Here is a 22,572-nt window from a genome sequence, read left to right as displayed (position 1 = left end):
ACTGCTATATAACGAGCCAAGGGAGATTCCGTATGAGGAAATCAGTGGTCGCGGCAGTTCGCCTCACAGCCGCCGCAGTGTCGGTGGTGGGGTTCTCGGCTGTTGTCGGTTCCGGCGCCGCGCACGCGGGCCCACAGGACTGTGTAGTCACCCGCGATCTGGTCGGCGCTTCGGTCAGCTGTCATGACACCGGTGCGCCCGCGAGCCGCGAGTACAGCCTGATCGTCGAATGCTGGGGACTGGCAGGCATCCCGAATGCGTTCCCGCTCATGGGAATCGGGCCCTACCAGGGCTCGTGGAGCGGCGCGATCAGCCCGACCGGGCAGGGTGCGGCGTCCTGCATCGGGCCCTACAGCATCGGCACCGCGACCAACGCGTACGTGGTGGTCTACCGCGAGTGAACTCGCGACCGACACGGAAAAGGCCCTCGACCACATGGTCGAGGGCCTTTTCCGGTTGGCCCCCTGAGCCGGTCGCCGTTGACCGTGCTCAGGAAGTTCGGTGGTCGGTCAGCGGGCGGCCTTGCGGGCGCGCGTCGACCGGGAGTGGGCGCTGAGCAGGACACGGCGCAGGGTGGTGTCGAAGGCTTCGGTGTCTTCGATATTGCTGAGGTGACCGTGCGGCAGGACGTGGAAGTCGGTCAGGCGGCCGGAGCGGCGCAGGACCTCGACCATGGGCCGTGACATGCGCGGCGGGAGGAGGCGGTCCTGGGCGCTGGCGATCACCGTGGTGGGGACCGTCAGGTTGGCGGTGCCCGCGGTGAGGTCCATGTCGGCCATGGCCGCGGCGTGCCGGGCGCGGGCGAGCGGACGACACGAGCGGATGATGCCGATCGCGAAGTCGATCTCGTCGGCGGTCGCCTCCGGGGTGAGGATGCGGTAGCGGAACACCTGCTCGGTGAGCCAGCCGCCCGGAATCGGGACCGGCGTGAACAGCACGGTCTCGCTGATCTGCTGCGGCATCCGGATCGGCGCGCCGAGGATGGTCACGGGGGTGGTGGCCACGGTGAGCTGCTTGTTGAGCAGCGGCAACAGGTCGGTTTCGGCGCGGATGTCGGAGTTGGCGGTGTTGGCCAGCAGCACGGCGGCGGCTCGCTCGGTGACCTGCTCGGGGTGATGCTTGGCCCAGGCCTGGATGGTCAGGCCACCCATGCTGTGACCGGCGAGCACGGCCTGTTCGCCGGGGCGAAGCGTCGCTTCGAGGACGGTGGCGAGGTCGTCGGCGAGGGTGTGCTCGCTGGGGACCGCGGTGCCGAGCGTCGATTCGCCGTGGCCGCGCTGGTCGTAGGCGACCACGCGGTAGTTGTCGGCGAAGGCGCTGATCTGCGGGTTCCAGTACTCGATGCTGCACGCCCAGCCGTGGATGAGCACCAGCGTCGGAGCGGTGTCGTCGCCGTAGACGTGCACCCGGAGCTCGGCGCCGTCGGCCGTGGTCACCGGGACGACCCGGTGCGGGGCGGCGGGGGCGTTGAGCTTCGCGGTGGCGAAACTGCGGGTACGCAGCCCGGCACGGAACTGGGCGGTCAGTGCGCCGGACTCGAAACTCGAGACCGTGGAACGCGCTGCCGCGAGCGTCATCATCGACTTCGCAAGCATATCGGCACTCCTTTGTGTCGTAGGCCACCGTACAGTGCGAGCTTGCGTGCTAGCTAGTGTTAGCGGGTCAGAGTGTCCCATTTGTTGCCGAGTAGGTATCAACACCCGCTTACCTTGTGAAATCGTCCGAAGCGGCCGGGGGATTACAGGCGTTGTGGCGGCCTTCATCGGGCGCCGTTACCGTAAGAGGGTGGACAACGCGCACGTCGCGACCGGGATTTCCGGCGCAGCCGGCACCCCGGCGCCGCCCTGGCGACGGTTCGCGCCGCCGCTGATCGCCGCTGGACTCGGGATCGGCACCCTGGCACTGCTGCATTTTCGCGACCCGCACGTGGAGGGTTCCTACGGCCTGTGCCCGGTGTACGCGATGTTCGGGGTGTACTGCCCCGGCTGCGGCGGGATGCGCGCGATGCACAACCTCACCGACGGCCGCATCATCGATTCCCTGCACAGCAACCTGCTCGCGCTGCCGCTGACCCTCGCGTTCGCGGCCTTCGTCGTCGACTGGTTCCTGCGCGCCAGACGCGGGCAAGGCTGGCGGTTACCCGGCTTGAGCCCGGTGACGGTGTGGGCCTTCTTCGGCCTCCTCATCGGGTATTCGGTGCTGCGCAACACCCCGTGGGGAACCTGGCTCACGCCCGTCTGAGGCTGGCGTGCGCCCGGGTCGACGGGCAATCTGGAACTATGCGCGATTCACTGAAGGACCGGGTCCGGCAGAAGTTGCAGCGTCATCTCGCCGAGGACGGGCCCGACCCCGAGCAGGACGACAACCGCCACATTTCGGTGGCCGATGATCTGGAAGCACTCGAGATGGTGCCCGCCGACGACCCGCTCGTCGAGGAATTGGCCCAGCGCTACTTGGTGTTCTGAGGCAGCTGCGGCAACGGCTTGGTGCCCAGCCACACCGCGAACAGCCCGCGCAGCGGGGTGACGCTGTAATGACCCGCGAGGTCGACGAAGTCCTCGGTGGTCACCGACGAATGCCGATAGCGCGCGGTCCATTCGCGGATGAGCTGGAAGAACAGGTGGTCGCGCAGTTCCAGGCGCAACGCGTGCAGGGTGAGGGCGCCGCGCTTGTAGACGCGGTCGTCGAACATGTCCGCCGGGCCGGGGTCGCCGACGATGATGTCCTGCGGTTGGCGGGCCAGGTTCGCGTGCGCGGCGCGCGCCAGCTGATCGGCGCCCGGCCCGCCCGAGGCCTCCGACCAGAGCCATTCGGCGTAACAGGCGAAGCCTTCGTGTAGCCAGATGTCGCGCCACTGCCGCAGGGTCAGGCTGTTGCCGAACCACTGGTGTGCCAGTTCGTGGGCGACGAGTCGTTCGGCGCCGCGCCTGCCGTCGCAGTGGTTGGCGCCGAAGATGGAGATGCCCTGTGCCTCGATCGGGATGTCGAGATCGTCGTCGGTGACGACCACGCTGTAGTTCTCGAACGGGTACGGCCCGAATTTCTCGGTGAACAACGCCATCATCTGCGGCTGACGAGCGAAGTCGTGTTCGAAGTTCGCGCGCAACCGCGGCGGGACGATCGCCTGCATCGGCACCGGCTCGCCGGGACTGCCCACGCGGTACTTGCGGTAGTTGCCGATCTGGATGGTCGCCAGGTAGGTGGCCATCGGTTCGGGTGCCTCGTACACCCAGGTGGTCTGGCTCGCCTTGGCCTGCTTACGCATCAGGGTGCCGTTGGCCAGCGCGTAGTACGGGCTGTCGGTGGTGATCGAAATGCGGTAGGACGCTTTGGAACTCGGGTGGTCGTCGCAGGGGAACCACGACGCCGCGCCGTTGGGCTGGCTGGCCACCAGTGAGCCCTCGGTGAGTTCCTCCCAGCCCACCTCGCCCCACGGTCCGCGCACCGGTTTCGGCGTGCCCGAATAGTGCACGGCGATCTCGAGCACCCCGCCCGCCGGGATCTTCTGCTGCGGAGTGAGCGCCAGCTTGCCGCGCTGGTGACTGAACTTCACCGACTTGGACCCGTTGACGAACACCTTCGACACCCCGAGCGCGGGGGACAGGTCGAGGGTGAACGACGAACGGACCTCGGTGGTGACCGCGATGATCACCGCGCGCCCGGCCAGCCGATTGCTGGCCGGTTTGTAGCTCAGCTCCAGTTCGTAGCGCGACACCCGGTAGCCGCGATTGCCGTTCTGCGGGAGGTAGACGTCGATCGGGTCCTCGTAGAACGAGCGCATCAACTGGCCCAGGGCGTGATGGGGTTGCCCCACCAGCGGGTCGACGGCGGAACCACGTCACCGCGCATCACGAGCGAGGCGGGTCCGATGGTGGCGCCCGCGCCGATGTGGGCGGCGGGCAGGGCGACGCAGTGCGGGCCGAGGGTCGCGCCGGCATCGAGAGTCACCGTGTCCATGGACATGATGCGGTCGTGGAACAGGTGGGTCTGCACCACGCAGCCGCGTTCCACGGTCGCGCCGTCACCGAGTGTCACCAGGTCTGCCTCCGGAAGCCAATAGGATTCGCACCATACCCCTCGGCCGATCTTGGCACCGAGTCCGCGCAACCACAGATTCATCACCGGGGTACCCGTGGCGGCCCGGGCGAACCAGGGCGCGGCCACGGTCTCGACGAACGCGTCCGACACCTCGTTACGCCACACGAACGAGCTCCACAGCGGATGCTCCACCGCCCGGATACGGCCTACCAGAAGCCATTTCGCGGCGACCGCGATGACGCCCGCCACCGCACCGGCAACCATCAGCACCAGCCCGGACAGCAGCGCGGCCACCAGATAGTCGCTGTGCTGGGCGATCAGGGCCAGGGTGAACAGCACGCCGAGGCCGATGGCGAAGGTCACCATCACCGGGATCAGCCGGCAGGTCTCCACGAACGCGCGCGCCAGTTTCAACCGCAGCGGCGGGTCGAAAGTGCGGGAGGTATCGGAGGATTCGGCCGCGCGACGCAACCGCACGGGCGGGCTGCCGAGCCATGACGACCCGGCCTTCGCCTTGCTCGGCGCCGCCGACAGCACCGCGACGAGCCCGTTCTTCGGCACCCGGCGACCGGGCGCGGTCATTCCGGAATTACCCAGGAAGGCGCGTTTTCCGACCTTGGCCTCGCCGATGCGCAGCCAGCCGCCGCCGAGTTCGTAGCTGCCGATCATGGTGTCGTCGGCCAGGAACGCGCCGTCGGCGACCACGGTGAACTTGGGCAGCAACAGGACCGTCGAGGCCTCGACGTTCTTGCCGATCCGCGCGCCGAGCAGCCGCAACCAGATCGGGGTGAGCAGGCTGGCATACAGTGGGAACAGGAAGGTTCGGGCCGAGTCCAGCAGGCGTTCGGTGGCCCACACCTGCCAGCCCGTGCGGCTGCGCACCGGGTGGTAGCCCTCGCGCAGGCCGATACCGAGCAGGCGGACCGCGATCACCGTCGCCACCGCGTACACGCCCAGGCTGAGCAGCGTGGCGACCGGCAGGATCGCGAAACCGCGCAGGGCGGCGGCGCCGATGGTCGTCTCCTCGCGGACCCACCAGGCGATGAACGTGCCGCCGACGGCCAGGCCGAGCACCGGCATCGCGGCCAGCGCCATCGACGACAGGCCGAACACGATCAGCCAGTGCCTGGCGCGCTCGGGGGAGTGGTCGGGCCAGCGGCGCGGTGCCTTACCGGTCTTCGCCGCCGGTGAGCCAGCCCATTCCTGTTCGCCCTTGACCTTGCCGGACACGGCCGAACCGGGCGCGATCTCGGCGCGCTTACCGATCTTGGTTCCGGGCAGCAGGATCGACCTGGCGCCGATCACCGCGCCGTCGCCGATGGTGATGCCGCCGATGTGCACGCGGTCGCCGTCGACCCAGTAACCGGACAGGTCGACCTCGGGTTCCACGCTCGCACCGTCACCGAGCTCGAGCATGCCGGTGACCGGCGGCAGGGAGTGCAGGTCGACGCCCTTGCCGATCTTGGCGCCGAGCGCCCGCGCGAACGGCACCATCAGCGGTGCGCCCGAAAGGCTTTCGGCGCCACTGGCTTCCGAGAGGCGCACGGCCGCCCACAGGCGAAGATGCACCCACGAACCGCGCGGGTAGGTGCCGGGGCGTAACCCGGCGAGCAGTACGCGGGCACCCGCAACGCACAGTGTCATCCGGCCGATCGGCGAGATGAACAGCACGAAGGCCAGCACGATCCACCACCACGACAGCCGGGGCAACCACGGCAGCGAACCGGACCAGCCGGCGATCGCCGACACCACCGCCAGCCAGGTGACCCACTGCAAGCCGGTGAGCGTGGTGAGCGGGATGGTGGCCAGTACCTGGGTGAGCTGTGCGCGCAGGGGAGTCGGTTCCACCACCCGCGCGTCGACGGCGGCGACAGGGGCGCTGCCGTCGAGGAACTGCACCAGCGAACCCAGGCGCGGATGATCGTAGAGATCGGCCACGGTGACATGCGGATACCGTTCACGCAGCGCGCCGACCAGCTGGGCGGCCGAGAGGGAACCGCCGCCCACATCGAAGAAGTCGGTGTCCAGATCGGTCACCTCGGCGCCGAGAATGGCGTCCCACAGTCCCGCGACCCAGGCGGCGGTGCCGCTCAGCCCGTGGTCGGCGGTGTCGTCGGTGCTCGGCAGCGGCCAGGGCAGGGCGTCGCGGTCGACCTTGCCGGAGGTGCGCGTCGGCAGGTCGGCAACCACCGCCAGGCGCGGAACCAACGGTGCCGGAAGTTGTTCGGCCAGAATCTTTCTGGCCTGTTTGGCGTCGAAGTCCGGTCCGGCGCCGGTGAGGTAGCCGACGAGGATCTTGTTGCCCGCCTTGGTTGTCCGGATCGCGGCGGCCGCACCGCTCACGCCGGGCAGATGCTGCAGGGCGTTGTCGATCTCGCCGAGTTCGATGCGGCGGCCACCGATCTTGATCTGATCGTCGGCGCGGCCGAGGAAGATCAGGCCCTCGGGGTCGTTGCGCACGAGATCGCCACTGCGATAAGCGCGTTCCCAGCCGAGGGACGGCAGCGGGGCGTACTTCTCGGCGTCCTTGGCCGGGTCGAGATAGCGGGCCAGGCCGACACCGCCGATCACGAGTTCACCGGTGTCGCCCGTCGGTACCGGGTTGCCCTGCGGGTCGACCACGGTGAGGTCCCAGCCGTCGAGCGGCAGACCGATGCGTACGGGCATCTCGCCGGTGAGCAGCGCCGCGCACGCGACGACCGTCGCCTCGGTGGGGCCGTAGGTGTTCCACACCTCGCGCTCGGCGCCCGCCAGACGTTCGGCCAGCTCCGGCGGCACGGCCTCACCGCCGAAGATCAGCAACCGCACCGATTCCAGGGCATCCGAGGGCCAGGTGGCGGCCAGTGTCGGCACCGTGGAGACGACGCTGATCTCGCGGCGCATCAACCACGGCCCGAGATCGGCGCCGGTGCGGACCAGGTCGCGCGGGGCGGGAACGAGGCAGGCGCCGTTGCGCCAGGCCAGCCACATCTCCTCGCAGGAGGCGTCGAACGCCACCGACAGGCCGGCCAGCACGCGGTCGCCGGGGCCGATCGGGGCGTCGCGCAGGAACAACCTGGCCTCGGCGTCGACGAATGCGGCGGCGTTGCGGTGGGTCACCGCAACACCTTTCGGGGTGCCGGTGGAACCGGAGGTGAAGATGATCCAGGCGTCGTCGGCGGGAGTCGGCAGGGTGTGCGGATCATTGTGACCGTTGCCCGCGACGGCGGTGTCGGACTCGATGCCCGCGGCGGTCGCGATCGCGCTCACCCGCGCCTCACCGAAGACGAGCCGGGCGCGTTCCTCCGGGTCGTCGGCGTCGACGGGCACGTAGGCGGCACCGCAGTAGAGCACCGCGAGAATGGTGACGTACAGCGCGGCGCTGCCCGAGGGCATCCGCACGCCCACCCGGTCGCCCGGGCGGACCCCGGCCGCGGCGAGCTCGGTCATCCTGGCCTCGATCGCGGCGACCAGCTCCATATAGCTGAGCACGGTCGTGCCGTCGTCGATCGCGGGCGCGTCGGGGTGAGCGAGGGCGGTGCTGGTGAGAATGTCGACCAGGGTGCGTGGCGGCGCGGCCAGATCGGCGCGCAGCAGCGGATCGTGCCGCCGGTTCGCCGGGCCCTCGGTGCGTGGCTCGAGCATCGTGCTCAGTCCACCTCTCATCGGTTGACCCCCATCGGTGTCTGTTGTTTCACGGTCGGGTTACCGGAGGGCAAACGGGATGGTCACCAGTTGCCAACGGTACCGGGAGTTGTCGGGCGCGCCCGACAGCTACGGGGCGGGCGCCGCGGATGTCTCGCCGAGTGCGGTGAGCGCGAGCCGGTGCAGGGTGGCCTGCTCGTCGGCGTCGAGCCGGGCGAGGACACGCGCGGTGGCCTCGGCGATCAGCTTGTCGGTGCGCTTGCACTGCTTGCGGCCCGCTTCGGTGATGCGCAGCCGGTATTTGCGGCGATCCTTGCCGTCGCGGGTGCGTTCGACCAGGCCCGCGCCCTCCAGCGCGTCGATCAGGCGGACCACCTCGCTGCGGTCGATGCCGAGTGACTCGCCGACCTTCTTCTGGGTGAGGTCGGCGTTCTCCCCGATGAAGGTGAGCACCCAGTGGTCACGCAGCGGGACGTCGATCTCGGCGTGCATGGCCTTGGTGAGCCTGCCGAGCGCGTACACCGGGTAGCGCGCCAGGCCGCGTTCGGGGTTCGTGGTCGAGGGCATGGCGGCCACTCTAACAAATAGTGGGGGAACTCAATCATTTGGGGTATCCATGATGGGGCTTGCCGCCTGTCGGCGTATGGGCAATCCAGGGGCAATCGGGACCTGGTGGCGAGCAACATCTTTCGATCGGTGGTTGACAGCGGCCCGGATCGTCTGCCAATCTCGATGCCAGGTCACGAGTACCAGCGACAAGCCCCGGCTAGCTGGTCGGCAACCCTCCTCCGCGGTGGGGTGCTCCGGGTGACGACCAGGCCGACGTCCGAGGTGGACGCGGCAAGCGCGGACTCTCGCTACGTGGTGAGTCCCTGAGCCGACGGGATATTCGTCATGACCGCTGTTATCGACCCCACCTGTGCCCTCGCCACCGTGTCCGGTGCCGACCTGCGCGTTCCGCTCGTCCAGGGCGGAACGAGCACCTACGCCAACTTCGACTACGCGGCGAGCGCACCCGCATTGCGCCAGGTCACCGACCGGATTTCGCAACTGCTGCCGTACTACGCCAGCGTGCACCGCGGCGCCGGGTACGCCTCGCGGATCTCCACCGAGTGCTACGAGGCCTCGCGTGGCTCGGTCGCCCGGTTCCTCGACGCCGACGACGACCAGGTCGTGGTGTTCACCCGCAACACCACCGACTCGCTGAACCTGCTGGCCGGATGCGTGCCGGGGGAGACGGTGGTGCTCGACATCGAACACCACGCCAACTTCCTGCCGTGGACGCGCAACGGGCGCCGCGTCGTCCGGGCTGCCGCGACGCTCGAGGAGACCATTCAGCGGATCGTCGCCGAATTGTGCAGCAGGCCCGCGGCTTTGCTCGCCGTCACCGGCGCGTCGAATGTGACCGGTGAGGTGCTGCCGCTGGAGCGGCTGGCCCACATCGCGCACCTGTGTGGTGCGCGGATTCTCGTCGACGCCGCCCAGCTCGCGCCGCATCGGCGGATCTCTCTGCGCGAGAGCGGAATCGACTACCTGGCATTCTCCGGTCACAAGCTGTACGCGCCGTTCGGATCCGGGGTGCTCGTCGGCAGGCGCGACTGGCTCGACGCGGCCGAACCGTACCTCGCCGGTGGTGGCGCGGTACGCAATGTCGGTGTGGCGGAAGCGGAGTGGGCGCCCGCGCCGCAGCGTCATGAAGCCGGCTCACCCAATGTCCTCGGCGCGGCCGCCATCGCCGCCGCCTGTGACGCGCTCGCCGCCATCGACCCCGAGGAACTGGTCGCCCACGAGCGCGCCCTCGCCGACCGCCTGCGCGACGGGCTCGCCGCCATCCCCGGCGTGAACCCGGTCCGGATCTGGTCCGACAGCCCCGACTCGGTCGGCATCGTCGCCTTCACCGTCGACGGCTACACCCCCGGCCACGTCGCCGCCTACCTCTCCGCCGAACACGCCATCGGCCTGCGCGACGGCCGCTTCTGCGCCCACCCCCTCCTGGCCAGCCTCGGCCTCGACGCCGCCCTCCGCGCCAGCATCGGCCTCGGCACCACCCCCGCCGACATCGACCGCCTGATCACCGCCCTCACCACCCTGGTAACCACCGGCCCCACCTGGACCTACGCCCCCACCAACGGCCACTGGAACCCCACCCCCGAAACCCGCCCCCTCACCCCCGACCCCACCGGCGCCACCCCCTGCCTCATCGGCTGAGGATCCGCCCGGTGGTTGCGGCGCGCCCGCCCCAACACTGTCTTCGTCAGGACCGTCCCACGTCCTGGGTTGCCTCGCCGTGGGCTAGAAAAAGCAGGTTTGGAGCAGTACCAAGGTGGGTAACGAGCCTCACAATCGGCCCGATTCCTTAGAGAGAAGTATTTCTAAGGGGTTCCGATGGCGCGACCGATTCAACCTCCCGATCCGTGGGCTCGTCCGCCTAGGCGGCGGGACAAGAAGCGGCGCTGGCCCTGGGCGGTCGGGATCGGTGTTCTCGGATTGTGCGGGTTGTCGGTGCTCGGCGCCGTGATCGAGGACGAATCGGAACCGGCCAGGTTCATCCCCGCTACGTCGACCGCCCGCGTCGATCGATCGCCCACTACCGCAATCCATTCGACGATCGCCCCGAGGGAGACAACTGCGGTGATAGTGCCGCCCCCGGTCGCGACGGTAACGACAACAGTCGGGCGCCCTACGGTTGCGGTCCCGACAACGACTGTCGCTCCGCCGCCGCCGCCAACCACTGTCGCTCGGCCGCCGACCACAACGGTCGCTCCGCCACCACCTACCACAAGTGCCTATGCGCCGCCGCCAGCCAGAGTGCCCGAACCGGACGTGCCTTCTCCCGACGAGGTTTACTACAAGAATTGCGATGCCGCGCGAGCGGCCGGAGCCGCTCCGCTCCACCGCGGCGAGCCTGGCTACCGGCAGGACTTGGACGGCGACAATGACGGCGTGGCCTGCGAACGGCGCTGACGATGCGGTACCGGCTACGCGCCGAGCAGCGAAGCCGTGGTGTCGATGGTGTGGATGACATCGTCGACGCGGACCTGCTCGGAGATGCTGTCCGAGAAGATGAGCGAGTGTTCGCCGCTAGGGCTCAGGTGGATGTGCATCCCCTGTAGGACCCCTTGGGTGATCGGTTCGCCTGATCGCCGGAGTTCGACGGTGTCGCCCGTGGCGAAATTCCCGCTGGCATAGCCGGTCACGAACGGAGTCGGCCGAAAGCTCACGGGATAGACGCCGGTCACGCGGAACTCGCTCATGCCGAGGCTCGGATCAGGTGTCCAGGGGCGTGGGGCGGTGGTATCTGCCGTTGTAATACAGCAGGGGGGCGGCGGAGGGGGAGTCGGCTGATTCGTCGTGGACTCGGGTTACCAGGCCTACCGCGAGGGTGTGGTCGCCCAGGTCGATGAGTTGGTGGATGGTGGTGCGGAGCCAGATGGGGGTGCCGTGCAGGATCGGTTCGCCGGTGTCGAGGGTGGTCCAGAGGGCTCGGTCGGTGAAGCGGTCGGCGGCGGAGCGGGAGAAGCGGTGGGCCAGGTGGTGCTGGTGTTCGCCGAGGAAATGGATGACCACGGAATCGGCGGCGCGCAGGGCTTCGATGCTCGACGAGGTGTGCGCGATATTGAACGACACCAGCGGCGGCTCCAGCGACAGCGACGCGAACGAGGTGGCGGTGAAGCCGACCGGACCGGCGTCGGCGCCGATCGTCACCACCGTGACGCCTGCCGGATAGTGCCGCATCGACGCCCGATACTGCTCGGCGGTGATCCCACTCAGGTCGTCGGGAACCACGAGGTCGGCCGGAGTTCGTCGCATATCACCCACAGCCCCAAACTACGCCCGCCATCCCGGCCCGCCTATGGACAGGCTCACGCCGAGGGAAACCCTTCAGTCGATGTCCACGGGCAGTCCCGCGGTGATGCGGATGAGTTCGCGGTAGCTGGTGCGGAAGACGGTGGTGGGGTGGCCGCCCGCGGCCCAGATCTCACGGTGGGCGGCCAGGGCGGTGTCGACCCAGGTGGGCAGGTTGGTCGGGTGGCCGACGGGGGCGGTGCCGGTGATGGGCTGACCGGTGACCCGCTCGGCGAGGGCGGTGGGGCAGGGGGTGAGCTTTCCTTCGAGGCGGGGGCCGGTGCGGTGCAGGTCCACCCGGTGATGGGCGGCTACCAGCAGCAGGACCGGGTCGTTGTCGAGCAGGAACAGCTGCGCGGTGGTGATGGCGCTGGGGTGGGCGCCGAAGGCGCGTGCGGCGTCGATGGCGCTGGAGGTGGGCGTGTCGGGGGAGACGATGACGCCGTGGTGGCCGCGCGCGATGAGCGTGTCGGCCACCCGGCACGCGACCATCGGCAAGGACGACCTGCGCATGTCATCCAGAGTAGGACGGCCGGTCGAATTATGCCGGGAGAGTGAGATTTTCGGGTTGCCGCGAATTCGCTCCGGACACCGGACGGGGTGGGTGCACCCGATGAGGCCATAATCAGCGCATGAGTGAATGGAAGGCCTTCGCCGTCGAGATCGCCGACAATATCGCCCAGGTCACCCTGACCGGGCCCGGCAAGGGCAACGCGATGGGACCGGATTTCTGGCGCGAACTGCCGGAGATCTTCGCCGAGCTGGACGCCGATCCGCAGGTGCGCGCCGTGGTGCTCACCGGGTCGGGCAAGCATTTCTCCTACGGCCTCGACCTGGCCGCGATGGGTGGCACCCTCGGCCCGGTGCTGGCCGACGGCGCCAAGGCGGCCCAGCGGACCGAGTTCCTCAAGGAGGTCCGGCGCATGCAGGACTCCGTCACCTCGGTGGCCACCTGTGTGAAGCCGGTGATCGCGGCGGTGTCGGGGTGGTGCATCGGTGGCGGGCTCGACCTGATCGCGGCCGCCGACATCCGTCTGGCGAGCGCCGACGCCAAGTTCAGCCTGCGTGAGGCGAAGGTGGCGATCGTGGCCGACATCGGTTCGCTGCAGCGTCTGCCGGGGATCATCGGTGAGGGCCACCTGCGTGAATTGGCTTACACCGCAAAGGATATCGACGCGGCCCGGGCCGAGCGGATCGGTCTGGTGAACGAGGTGTTCGCCGATCAGGAAGCGGTGCTCGCGGCGGCGCACGCGATGGCGCGCGAGATCGCCGACAACCCGCCGCTGGTGGTGCAGGGCATCAAGGATGTGCTCGAGCACCGCACCGCCCCGGGTGTGGCCGACGGCCTGCGCTACGTCTCGGCGTGGAACGCGGCGTTCCTGCCCTCGCACGACCTCACCGAGGCGATGACGGCGGTCTTCCAGAAGCGCGCCCCGCAGTTCAAGGGCGAGTAAAGCCGGCTTAAACGGTTGCCCCGGCAGCCGGTCTGCCCACATACTTGCATTACACAACTAGTTGACTGATACAAGTAAAGGGTGATGCGGTGACGGAGTACGACCCGGCGATCGACACGATCGCCGTCCAGCTCGTCCGCCTGCACCGGCTGCGCGACCGCGCCCTCGCCCAGATGAAGGACCGCTCGGGCATCGAACCGGCCGGCTTCGTTGTGCTGTTCCGGCTGGTCTGTGACGGCCCGATGCGCTCGGGCGCGCTCGCGGAGGCGGTCAATTCGGATGCCTCGACGGTGAGCAGGCAGGTGGCGCAACTGGTGGAACGCGGACTCGTGGTCCGCACCGCCGACCCCGACGACGGGCGCGCCACCGTGCTACAGGCCACCGACTACGGCCGCGAGACCGCCGACCGCATCCGCGAGCGGCGTCGCGAATCCATCGCGATCGTCACCAAGGACTGGCCCGAACCCGACCGCGAGCACTTCGCCGCTCTGCTCACCCGCTTCGTGGAGGACTACGACCGGGCCCGGCCCCTGCTCCTCACGCTCAACCCATCGGAGAACGAATCGTGACGACGACCGTGGCAGTGGAGGAATCGCCCGCCGGTTTCACCCACCGTCAGATTCTGACCATCCTGTCCGGGTTGATGCTCGGCATGCTGTTGGCCTCGCTCGATCAGACGATCGTGTCGACCTCCATCCGCACCATCGCCGACGACCTGCACGGCTACTCGCTGCAGGCCTGGGCGACAACGGCCTACCTCATCACCGCGACGATCAGTACCCCGCTCTACGGCAAGCTCTCGGACATGTTCGGCCGAAAGCCGTTCTTCCTCACCGCGATCGGGCTGTTCATCATCGGTTCGCTGCTGTGCACGCTGGCGCAGTCGATGTATCAGCTCGCCGCGTTCCGCGCCTTCCAAGGGCTCGGTGCGGGCGGCCTGATGTCGCTGGCGCTGGCCATCATGGGCGACATCATCGGGCCGCGTGAACGCGCCCGCTACCAGGGCTATTTCCTCGCCGTGTTCGGTATTTCGAGTGTGCTCGGGCCGGTACTCGGTGGTCTGCTGGCCGGGCAGGACAGCATTCTCGGCATCACCGGCTGGCGCTGGGTGTTCCTGGTGAACGTGCCGCTCGGCCTGCTCGCGCTGGTCGTCGTGACGCGGGTGCTGCACCTGCCGCGCAAGCCGCACGCCACGCACCGCATCGACTTCGCGGGCGCGCTCGTGCTCGCGGTGGGTCTCGTCCCGTTGCTGATCGTGGCCGAACAGGGGCGCGAGTGGGGCTGGGGCAGTACCGGTTCGGTGATCTGTTACGTGATCGGCGCGCTCGGGCTGATCGGTTTCGTCGCGATCGAGAAGTACATGGGTGACGCGGCGCTGATCCCGCTGCGCATCTTCGACAACGTCACCTTCACCCTCGGTGTGGTCATCTCGTTCGTCGTCGGTGCGGCGATGTTCGGTGGGATGCTGCTGCTGCCGCAATACCTGCAGGTGGTGCGCGGTGCGGGTCCGACCGAGGCGGGTCTGCAGATGCTGCCGATGGTGCTCGGGCTGATGCTCGGTTCCATCCTCTCGGGCCGGTTGATCTCCAAAACCGGGAGCTACCGCGCCTTCCCGCTGATCGGTGCGGCCACGCTGACCCTCGGCCTGTTCCTGCTGCACCTGCTCGACGCGCACAGCCCGCTGTGGCTGGCGATGATCTTCATGGCGGTCGCCGGTTTCGGCCTCGGCAATCTGATGCAGCCGCTCACCCTCGCCCTGCAGAACGCGTTGCCGCCCAAGGACATGGGTGTGTCCACCGCCGCTGCCACGTTCTTCCGGCAGATCGGTGGCACCCTCGGTGCCGCGGTGTTCCTTTCGGCCCTGTTCACGCTGCTCACCCCGAATATCACCGACGAACTGCGGCAGGCGGCGACCGACCCGGCCTACCAGCAGGCCGTGGTCGAGGGCGCGCGCAGCAGCAACCCGGCCGATGCCGCGCTGTCGCAGGGTCTGCTGGCCCAGGACACCTCGGCGGCCGGAAAGGTGTTGCAGGACAGCTCGATCATCCAGCAACTCGACCCGCAACTGGCCGAACCGTTCCAGGTGGGCTTCGCCGACTCCATGTCGACGGTGTTCCTGTTCGCCACCGGTGTCGCGCTGCTGGCGCTGCTGCTCGTGCTGTTCTGGAAGGAAGTGCCGCTGCGGATGTCGGGCGGCCTGCAGTCGGCGGGCGACGCGAAGGCCGCCGACGGCATCGGCGCCATGGCCGACACCGCCGCGCAGTCGACGAAGGGTGGGAAAGGTGAAGCGACCTAGGTGGGCCCGAAAGGCCACCTAGGGGTGGCTGTTTCGGCGGTCCAACGGCCATAACGTTCCTGATGTCGCAACGAACATCAGGAGAACGACATGCGCATCAAGACCACCATCGCCGCCGCACTGCTGGCCCTGGCTACCGTCGCCGGGGTGTCGACGGTCACCGCGGGCACCGCCGCCGCGGCCGCGCCGGAGGGCACCTACTACGGCACCTACTACGAGCTCTACCAGTGCCGCGCCGACGGCGAGTCGTCCTACACCGGCGGCTACTACTGGCAGTGCGTCGAGACCTGGGAGGGCTGGGACCTCTACATCTGGTACTGATCCACCAGGAAACAGAAAAACGGGAAGTCCAATCCCCTTCGGACTTCCCGTTTTTCGTCGTCTATCGGCTCAGTGGCCGGATTCCTTCAGCCGGGCGAAGGCCTCGTCGATGATCTTGACGGCCTCGGCGCGGTCGAGCCACTCCGAACCCTCCACGAACTTGTTGGGCTCGAGATCCTTGTAGCGCTCGAAGAAGTGCTTGATCGCGGCCAGCTCGAACTCCGGGACATCGGTGATGTCCTGGATGTAGTCCCAGCGCGGGTCGCCCGCGGGCACACACAGGATCTTGTCGTCGCCACCGGCCTCGTCGGTCATCCGGTACACCGCGACGGGGCGGGCCTCGACGATGACACCGGGGAATACGGATTCCGGCAGCAGCACCAGCGCGTCCAGCGGATCGCCGTCCTCGCCGAGGGTGTTCTCGATGAAGCCGTAGTCGGCCGGGTAGGCCATGGAGGTGTACAGGTACCGGTCGAGCTTCACCCGGCCGCTCTCGTGATCGACCTCGTACTTGTTCCGAGAACCCTTGGGAATCTCGATGGTGACGTCGAACTCCACGCCATCTCCTTGCTCGTTCGAGTGCTTGTGTGCCGAATCGCCAGATCGTTCTGGGGAACCGTTGCGCAACGAGGATAGTGTGGTGTGCCAGAACACCGGTGCGGCAGGCGGCTCAGCGCGGCCGGGCGTCGGGCGGGCTAGAGGAGAAACGACGGTCGTGATCGGTCCAAGCGAACAGAATCCCGGATGGCAGGAGCCGCGACGTCGCCGGTCGGGGTGGATCTGGCTGTCAGCGGTGCTCGTCGCCCTGCTGCTGATCGGCGGCGGATTCGCCGCGATCGCCCGGCCGTGGACGCCGGAATTCCGGCACGGCGGGCTCACCGTCGCCGACGCGCCGTCGGCCGCCACCCCGACCACCGCCATCGCCCCGGCCAGGTCGGACGCACCCGCGCCGACGGTCGCCGGGATCGCCGCCGCGCTGGCGCAGGTGACCAGCAGCCCCGATCTCGGCGCGTTCGCGGGCCAGGTCACCGATCCGACCAGCGGAACCGTGCTCTGGAGCCAGGAGCCGGCCAAGGCGATGATCCCGTCGTCGACGGCCAAGATCATGCTGGTCGCGGCCGCGCTGCTCACCCTGCCCGACGATCAGCGAGTGGCCACCCGGGTCCTCGCCGGAGCGCCGGGGGAGCTGGTACTCGTCGGCGGCGGTGATCCGACGCTCACCACTCGCGCCGACGGCGGCTACTACACCGACGGTCCGCGCATCGCCGACCTCGCCGCGCAGATCAAGGCGGCGGGCAGGCAGGCGAGCGCGATCGTCGTCGACACCTCCGCCTACACCGGTCCGACCATGGCGGCCGGCTGGGACCCGATCGACATCCCCGAGGGCTCGATCACCCCCATCGAACCGGTGATGCTCGACGGCGGGCGGTTCGACCCGTCGGCCGACTACTCCCCGCGCACCTCGACCCCCGCGCTCGACGCGGGCCGCGCCCTGGCCGCCGAACTCGGCATCGACCCGGCCGCCGTGCGCGTCGGCCAGGCCGCGAGCACCGGTGCCGAGATCGCGAAGGTCGAGTCGGCGCCGCTGCGGATCCGCTTGCACGACATGATGATCCACTCCGACAACGTGCTCGCCGAGACCATCGGACGCGAACTCGCCGTCGCCACCGGACGCGAGGCGTCCTTCGCCGGTGCCACCGCCGCCACCGCCGCCGCGCTCACCAGCGCGGGCTTCGACGTGAACGGCCTGCACCTGGCCGACAACAGCGGCCTGTCCGTCGACGACCGGGTGCCGCCGCGACTGCTCGACACCATCGTCGCCACCGCCGCCAAGCCGACCGGTGACGCCGCCGTCGTGCCCGCCGGTACCCAGGCCAGGCCCGAGAACGATCCGCGCGCAGCGGCTCTGGCGCCGCTGCTCGACGACCTGCCCGTCGCGGGCGGAACCGGAACGCTGGCCCCCCGCTTCGTCACCCAGAATCGCGAGGGCGCCGGTTGGGTGCGGGCAAAGACTGGAACTCTGAGCGTGGCAAGCGCGTTGGTCGGGTATGTGCTCGACCGGGACGGGCGGGTACTGACCTTCGCACTCATGTCCAACGACCGGCTGCCGGAGGTCAGCAGACCCGCGCTCGACGCGGTGGCGGGTGCCCTGCGCAACTGTGGATGTTCCTGAGAGCGGGTGGCGATGAGCGAGGACAAGACCGGGCGCAAGAATCCCGGATTCAGTGCGGTCGTCGACTGGCGGCTGGCCGCGAGGACCGGGGCGCTGCTCGCGCCACCGGGACCACGCACCTCGCGCGAGACCGCCGAACAGGTCGTCGCCGAACTGGCCTCGGCCTCGATCCTCGCCGAGATGCCGGTGCGCGAGGTGAGCGGGCTGCTCGACGACCGGCCGGTACCCGAGGCGCGGATCGTCGACCGGCCCGGCTGGATCGCGGCGGCCGCCGACTCGATGTCGGTGCTCACCGGCACCGGCGCGGGCAAAGGCCCGTTCGCGGGGAAACCGGCGGGCGTGCAGGCCGGGACCATGCTGGCGTTCCTGTCCACCGCCATCCTCGGCCAATACGACCCGTTCACCGGTGCGGACGGCACACTGCTGCTGGTCGCGCCCAATATTCTCGGTGTCGAACGTGCCCTCGGGGTGGACTCCAGCGATTTCCGGCTGTGGGTGTGCCTGCACGAGGTGACCCACCGGGTGCAGTTCTCCTCGGCGCCCTGGCTCGCCGGATACATGCGCACCAATGTCGACATCCTCAGCGAGGTCGGCGAGGAACCGATGAGCGAGATGCTCACCCGGCTCGTCGGCGAACTGCGCGCCCGCCGCACCGGTGACCTCACCGACGACCCGAACGCCAAGGGCATCGTCGGCCTGCTGCGCGCGGCCCAGGCGCCACCTCAGCGCGAGGCACTCGACCGGCTGCTCATGCTCGGCACCCTGCTCGAAGGGCACGCCGACCACGTGATGGACGCCGTCGGCCCCTCGGTGGTGCCCAGCGTCGCCCACATCCGCGCCGCCTTCGATCGGCGCAGGCAGAAACCGTCCAACCCGATCCAGCGGATCCTGCGGGCGCTGCTCGGCGTGGACGCCAAGGTCGCGCAGTACGTGCGGGGCAAGAAGTTCGTCGACGCGGTGGTCGAGCGGGTGGGCGTCACGGAGTTCAACACGATCTGGACGAACGCGGACACGCTGCCTCGGCTGGACGAGGTCGATACGCCGCAACGGTGGATCGACCGGGTGCTGTAGAGGTACGCGTGTCGGCGGATTCGCGCATGGCCGCCCAGGCTCGCCGACCGGATGACGCCTTGCGAGTCGTCGGTTCGGTGACGGCTCGACTGAGCTCGCGGTCGTCGGCGGCCGAGGTGCCGGCATCAGCCTGCGGCTGAGTAGCCTGCCGGTATGACTTACGCGACCGGTAGCGGCACCGGGTCGTGTCGCCGGGATGGTGGCGCCGGGTTGGTACAGCCACGGGCTGGTCGATGACGGCGCCGAAGCTGCCCGAGACCCCGGCTGTGCTCGTTGTGCGGCGGGCGTTGCGGGAATGGGTCCTCGCCCACGGTGGGCAGGGGCCGGTCGTTGTCGCGTTGTCCGGGGGCGCCGATTCGCTGGCGTTGGTCGCGGCTGCCGTGGTCGAGACCGGGCCGGTGACCGCGGTGGTTGTCGATCACCGGCTGCAGGACGGATCGGCCGAGGTTGCCCGGCGGGCCGCCGACCAGGCGCTGGCGCTCGGGTGCGCGCAGGCCAGGATCGTCGCGGTCGAGGTGGGGCGTGCGGGGGGGATGGAGGCGGCCGCGCGCACCGCTCGGTACGCGGCACTGGAATCTGTGCGCGACGGGCGCCCGGTGCTGCTCGGGCACACCCTCGACGATCAGGCCGAAACGGTATTGCTTGGGTTGGCGCGCGGGTCGGGCGGCCGGTCCATTCAGGGGATGGCGGCGTGGAACGAGCCGTGGGGGCGGCCGTTGCTCGGGGTGCGGCGGGCCCAGACCGAGCAGGTGTGTGCCGACCTGGGGATCGAGGCTTGGCGCGATCCACATAACGACGACCCGGCCTACACGCGAGTGCGGGTGCGCAACGAGGTGCTGCCGCTGCTCGAGGACGTGCTCGGCGGGGGTGCGGCGCAGGCGTTGGCCCGTACCGCCGACCAGCTGCGCGCCGACGGTGCTGTCCTCGACGACCTCGCGCGCGAACTCCTGGGCGCCGCCCGAATGCCCGCCGTTCGACCCCGAGCTGTGCTCGGCGAGACCCGGTCGCCGACCGCCGAAGGGCCGTCGTCGGCTCGGCCCGCTGGTGGCGTCGGCGAGACCGGTGGGCCGATGATCCACGAAGGGGCAGACGCCGGACCTGGCAGTGGCGGCGACGACAGCGATCGGCCCGCCCTCGCGATCGAGATTCTGACCACTGCACCGGCGGCCCTGCGTCGCCGGGCGATCCGCGCCTGGCTGACCGAACAGGGCGTCAGCGGCCTGATGAACGCCCACTTACAGGCGATCGACGAGCTGGTGAGCAACTGGCGTGGCCAGGGTGGGGTGGCGATCGGGGGCGGGAGCAGGGCCCACCGGTTGGTCGTGGTGCGCGAACATGGCACGCTGACCGTGCGCGCCCAGCCGCGTTTCGATGCCACATAATGGATCGGTCGAGCCGGGACCGACACCACGAAGGGATACCCACTTCCGTGTACGGAGACGACATCGCGTCGGTGCTGATCACCGAAGACGAGATCAAGGCAAAGATCGAAGAGCTCGCCGAACTCGTCGCCAAGCGATACCCGCCGGATTCCCCCGAAGGCGACCTGCTGCTGATCTGCGTCCTCAAGGGCGCGATCTTCTTCGTGACCGACTTCGCCAGGGCCCTGCCCATCCCCACCCAGCTCGAATTCATGGCCGTGTCGTCCTACGGGTCGTCCACCTCGTCCTCGGGCGTCGTGCGCATCATGAAGGACCTGGACAAGGACATCGCGGGCCGCAACGTCCTCATCGTCGAGGACATCATCGACTCGGGCCTGACCCTGTCGTGGCTCAAGCGCAACCTGGCCACCCGCAACCCGGCCTCGCTGGAAGTGGTGACCCTGCTGCGCAAGCCCGACGCCTTACGCACCCCCGTCGACGTGGCCCACGTGGGCTTCGACATCCCCAACGAGTTCGTCGTCGGCTACGGCCTCGACTACGCCGAGCGCTACCGCGACCTGCCCTACATCGGCACCCTGAATCCCGCCGTCTACTCCTGAGCCGAGCCCACGCGCAGTAGCGCGCGGATATCGGTCTCGATCACCCGGAACACCAGCAGCGCCCCGACGAAACCGAGCACCCCGCCCGCGCACACCGTGCGCAGCGGGGTGAGCGTCGCCAGCAGGTCGTCGACCGGCAGGAACGTCGCGCCCGCGATGGTGAGCAGTGGAATCGACGCGGCCACCACGAGATAGCGGTGGCAGCGGGCGCGTAATCCGGACAGAGCCACGTGGTCGGCACGCAGGTCCTGGTCGTGGTGCAGCAGCAATGGATACACGCAGCGCACCAGGTACAGGGTGATGAGAAAGAACGGGTAGGTCATCGCGACGGCGGCGCTGAGAGCTGCCACCGCGAGCAGGTGAACCACCGTTCGCATCGGCAGGTCTTCCTCGAGTAGACCGAGCAGCGCCGCCAGGCCTAGGGCCGCCGCGATCCACAGCCCGAACGCCAGGGCGACGGCGTGGTCGGCCAGGCGAAGACAGTCGCGGCGGGTGCGTTCGACGACGTGCGGTTCGCACCTTTCGCCCCGGCGCAAGCGGCGGGGAACGGTGAGCAAGCGCCTGCCGAGCCGGCACAGAACCATCGTGCCGACGGTGAAGAACATCAGGTTCACGACGATCGAATAGGTGCGCACCGACTGCCTGGTCGCGGCGTCGAGGCGGTCGTGGACTAGTGCGGTGTTCAGCTGACGGTTGTAATAGGCGGCCAGCAGATTCGGTAGCGCGATCGCCAGGGCCAGTATCGGAAACAGATATGGGCGCAAGCGGTTTCGCCAGGTGTGCGGTGCCGGGTCGACCAGGGCGCGGGCGTGTGGGTCGAGGCAGAGTTCGAGCTGCGCGGCGAGGACTTCGCCGTCGGACCAGCGGTCGTCCCGGTCGGCGGATAGACAGGTCAGCAGAATGCGGCGCAGGCCGGGAGGACAGTCCTCGGGAACATCGCCGACGGCTCCGGCTCGGCGGCGAGCCAAGACGTCAGCGGGGTCGTCAGCGGGATCGTCGAACGGTTTCGTTCCGGTGAGCAGTTCCCACAGCAGCACGCCGAGGGAGAAGAGGTCGGCGCGAGTATCCAGGTCGGCGGGATCGCCCGCGAAGTAGCAGGCCTCGAGCTGCTCGGGTGACATGTACGGCAGCGACCCACCGAAGTACGAACCGCCGTTCACATCGGCAGGGCTCGCGCTGATATTGAAGTCGGCGAGCTTGGGCACGCCCTCGGCGCTGAGTAGGACATTGGCGGGTTTCACGTCGCGGTGCAGCACACCGTTGTCGGCGGCGTAGCTCAGCGCCGTCGCGAGTCGGGCGCCCAGCCAGGCGACGGTCTCGGGCCAGGTGAGCTGGGCGAGCGCGGCGCGCACCGCCGAATCGGCCGGACGGATCTCGCCCTTCTCCTCCATGGCCGTGTCGACGGCGTCGAGCAGCAGTGCACTCGAGCGTTCAGTTTGCGGAGTCGCCCGCACCCAGCGCAGCACACCGAGCAGCGTGCCGCCGGGCAGGAACTGCATGTACAGCAGGCGCAGCGGGGTCGGGCCGTCGAGTACCTGCTGGTCGAACACGCGCACGATGTAGTCGTGGTCCAGGCGGGCAAGCGTCTGTGGTTCGGTCCCGCTGTCGGCGGACACCTTCACCGCGACCAGCCGCTGCATCGACCGCTGTCTGGCCAGGAACACCCGCGCGAACGCGCCCGCGCCCAGTTCGGTGAGCAATTCGAAATCACCGAGCCGCGTGCCCACCTCGATCCGGTCGAGCGCACGGCAATCGGCCGGATGCATGG

The 22,572-nt window shown here is 69.0% G+C and carries 22 protein-coding genes and 1 riboswitch; of the genes, 13 read left to right on the top strand and 9 right to left on the bottom strand.

Translation table 11 applies throughout. The features are described 5' to 3' along the window. Positions 1–32: 32 nt before the first annotated feature. Positions 33–401, top strand: coding sequence for a hypothetical protein (locus ACSVDM_RS23360; protein WP_439267837.1), 369 nt, complete (start codon positions 33–35; stop codon positions 399–401). Between the two features lie 108 nt (positions 402–509). On the opposite strand, the gene ACSVDM_RS23355 is transcribed toward ACSVDM_RS23360, so the two are convergent. Beyond that, on the bottom strand, positions 510–1,595 hold the full coding sequence (locus ACSVDM_RS23355; protein ID WP_439267835.1) for an alpha/beta fold hydrolase: 1,086 nt from the start codon (positions 1,593–1,595) through the stop codon (positions 510–512). A 190-nt stretch (positions 1,596–1,785) separates the two neighbouring features. On the opposite strand from ACSVDM_RS23355, the gene ACSVDM_RS23350 reads away from it, so the two are divergent. Both ACSVDM_RS23350 and ACSVDM_RS23345 read left to right on the top strand, forming a co-directional pair. Further along, a complete protein-coding gene (locus ACSVDM_RS23350; protein WP_439267833.1) occupies positions 1,786–2,241 on the top strand; it encodes a DUF2752 domain-containing protein in 456 nt (151 codons plus the stop codon). Positions 2,242–2,279: 38 nt separating this feature from the next. Continuing rightward, a complete protein-coding gene (locus ACSVDM_RS23345) occupies positions 2,280–2,465 on the top strand; it encodes a hypothetical protein (protein ID WP_067495829.1) in 186 nt (61 codons plus the stop codon). On the opposite strand, the gene ACSVDM_RS23340 is transcribed toward ACSVDM_RS23345, so the two are convergent. The 3 genes from ACSVDM_RS23340 to ACSVDM_RS23330 form a co-directional block, all read right to left on the bottom strand. Continuing rightward, positions 2,450–3,781, bottom strand: a complete 1,332-nt coding sequence (locus tag ACSVDM_RS23340) for a M1 family metallopeptidase (protein WP_439267880.1) — start codon at positions 3,779–3,781, stop codon at positions 2,450–2,452. The genes ACSVDM_RS23345 and ACSVDM_RS23340 overlap by 16 nt on opposite strands. After that, positions 3,781–7,662: a Pls/PosA family non-ribosomal peptide synthetase gene (locus tag ACSVDM_RS23335; RefSeq protein ID WP_439267830.1), complete on the bottom strand. Its 3,882-nt coding sequence runs from the start codon at positions 7,660–7,662 to the stop codon at positions 3,781–3,783. Before ACSVDM_RS23335 ends, ACSVDM_RS23340 begins: the two co-directional genes overlap by 1 nt. 129 nt (positions 7,663–7,791) lie before the next feature. Next, positions 7,792–8,229, bottom strand: a complete 438-nt coding sequence (locus tag ACSVDM_RS23330; protein WP_439267828.1) for a MarR family winged helix-turn-helix transcriptional regulator — start codon at positions 8,227–8,229, stop codon at positions 7,792–7,794. A 171-nt stretch (positions 8,230–8,400) separates the two neighbouring features. After that, positions 8,401–8,515: riboswitch (SAM riboswitch) on the top strand. Between the two features lie 41 nt (positions 8,516–8,556). Here ACSVDM_RS23330 and ACSVDM_RS23325 point away from each other — a divergent pair. Both ACSVDM_RS23325 and ACSVDM_RS23320 read left to right on the top strand, forming a co-directional pair. Then, positions 8,557–9,870 (top strand): aminotransferase class V-fold PLP-dependent enzyme, encoded by a 1,314-nt coding sequence (locus ACSVDM_RS23325; protein ID WP_439267826.1) that lies wholly within the window; start codon positions 8,557–8,559, stop codon positions 9,868–9,870. A gap of 177 nt (positions 9,871–10,047) precedes the next feature. Next, positions 10,048–10,626 (top strand): excalibur calcium-binding domain-containing protein, encoded by a 579-nt coding sequence (locus tag ACSVDM_RS23320; RefSeq protein WP_439267824.1) that lies wholly within the window; start codon positions 10,048–10,050, stop codon positions 10,624–10,626. Between the two features lie 14 nt (positions 10,627–10,640). Here the strand turns inward: ACSVDM_RS23320 and ACSVDM_RS23315 are convergent, their stop codons facing one another. From ACSVDM_RS23315 to ACSVDM_RS23305, 3 genes are all read right to left on the bottom strand, one after another. Beyond that, positions 10,641–10,916, bottom strand: coding sequence for a hypothetical protein (locus ACSVDM_RS23315; protein WP_439267822.1), 276 nt, complete (start codon positions 10,914–10,916; stop codon positions 10,641–10,643). 13 nt (positions 10,917–10,929) lie between these two features. Beyond that, complete coding sequence (locus tag ACSVDM_RS23310) at positions 10,930–11,472, bottom strand: flavin reductase family protein (protein ID WP_439267878.1); 543 nt, start codon at positions 11,470–11,472, stop codon at positions 10,930–10,932. A gap of 72 nt (positions 11,473–11,544) precedes the next feature. After that, positions 11,545–12,021: a YbaK/EbsC family protein gene (locus tag ACSVDM_RS23305; protein WP_084476801.1), complete on the bottom strand. Its 477-nt coding sequence runs from the start codon at positions 12,019–12,021 to the stop codon at positions 11,545–11,547. Positions 12,022–12,140: 119 nt separating this feature from the next. Here ACSVDM_RS23305 and ACSVDM_RS23300 point away from each other — a divergent pair, with 119 nt between their 5' ends. The 4 genes from ACSVDM_RS23300 to ACSVDM_RS23285 all read left to right on the top strand — a co-directional run bounded on the left by ACSVDM_RS23300 (position 12,141) and on the right by ACSVDM_RS23285 (position 15,579). Next, positions 12,141–12,962: a crotonase/enoyl-CoA hydratase family protein gene (locus tag ACSVDM_RS23300; protein ID WP_067640525.1), complete on the top strand. Its 822-nt coding sequence runs from the start codon at positions 12,141–12,143 to the stop codon at positions 12,960–12,962. A gap of 89 nt (positions 12,963–13,051) precedes the next feature. Further along, entirely contained in the window at positions 13,052–13,531 is a 480-nt protein-coding gene (locus ACSVDM_RS23295) for a MarR family winged helix-turn-helix transcriptional regulator (RefSeq protein WP_378667422.1), read from the top strand. Further along, a complete protein-coding gene (locus ACSVDM_RS23290; protein WP_439267819.1) occupies positions 13,528–15,258 on the top strand; it encodes a DHA2 family efflux MFS transporter permease subunit in 1,731 nt (576 codons plus the stop codon). The genes ACSVDM_RS23295 and ACSVDM_RS23290 overlap by 4 nt, the downstream gene beginning before the upstream one ends. A gap of 90 nt (positions 15,259–15,348) precedes the next feature. Beyond that, complete coding sequence (locus tag ACSVDM_RS23285; protein ID WP_067495806.1) at positions 15,349–15,579, top strand: hypothetical protein; 231 nt, start codon at positions 15,349–15,351, stop codon at positions 15,577–15,579. 69 nt (positions 15,580–15,648) lie between these two features. Here ACSVDM_RS23285 and ACSVDM_RS23280 read toward each other — a convergent pair whose 3' ends face one another. Continuing rightward, positions 15,649–16,137, bottom strand: coding sequence for an inorganic diphosphatase (locus ACSVDM_RS23280; RefSeq protein ID WP_067495803.1), 489 nt, complete (start codon positions 16,135–16,137; stop codon positions 15,649–15,651). Positions 16,138–16,294: 157 nt separating this feature from the next. Between ACSVDM_RS23280 and dacB the strand changes: the two genes are divergently transcribed. The 4 genes from dacB to hpt all read left to right on the top strand — a co-directional run bounded on the left by dacB (position 16,295) and on the right by hpt (position 20,804). Beyond that, on the top strand, positions 16,295–17,752 hold the full coding sequence (dacB, locus tag ACSVDM_RS23275; RefSeq protein ID WP_439267816.1) for a D-alanyl-D-alanine carboxypeptidase/D-alanyl-D-alanine endopeptidase: 1,458 nt from the start codon (positions 16,295–16,297) through the stop codon (positions 17,750–17,752). A gap of 12 nt (positions 17,753–17,764) precedes the next feature. Then, on the top strand, positions 17,765–18,823 hold the full coding sequence (locus ACSVDM_RS23270; protein ID WP_439267814.1) for a zinc-dependent metalloprotease: 1,059 nt from the start codon (positions 17,765–17,767) through the stop codon (positions 18,821–18,823). A gap of 233 nt (positions 18,824–19,056) precedes the next feature. Further along, a complete protein-coding gene (gene tilS / locus ACSVDM_RS23265; RefSeq protein ID WP_439267812.1) occupies positions 19,057–20,205 on the top strand; it encodes a tRNA lysidine(34) synthetase TilS in 1,149 nt (382 codons plus the stop codon). Between the two features lie 47 nt (positions 20,206–20,252). Further along, on the top strand, positions 20,253–20,804 hold the full coding sequence (gene hpt, locus ACSVDM_RS23260) for a hypoxanthine phosphoribosyltransferase (protein WP_067495798.1): 552 nt from the start codon (positions 20,253–20,255) through the stop codon (positions 20,802–20,804). On the opposite strand, the gene ACSVDM_RS23255 is transcribed toward hpt, so the two are convergent. Next, positions 20,795–22,570 (bottom strand): serine/threonine-protein kinase, encoded by a 1,776-nt coding sequence (locus ACSVDM_RS23255; RefSeq protein WP_439267810.1) that lies wholly within the window; start codon positions 22,568–22,570, stop codon positions 20,795–20,797. The genes hpt and ACSVDM_RS23255 overlap by 10 nt on opposite strands. Positions 22,571–22,572 lie beyond the last annotated feature (2 nt).

This window comes from Nocardia sp. JW2 (genome assembly GCF_051843015.1).
Taxonomy (GTDB): domain Bacteria; phylum Actinomycetota; class Actinomycetes; order Mycobacteriales; family Mycobacteriaceae; genus Nocardia; species Nocardia coubleae.
This window is presented reverse-complemented; position numbering and strand designations above follow the sequence as displayed.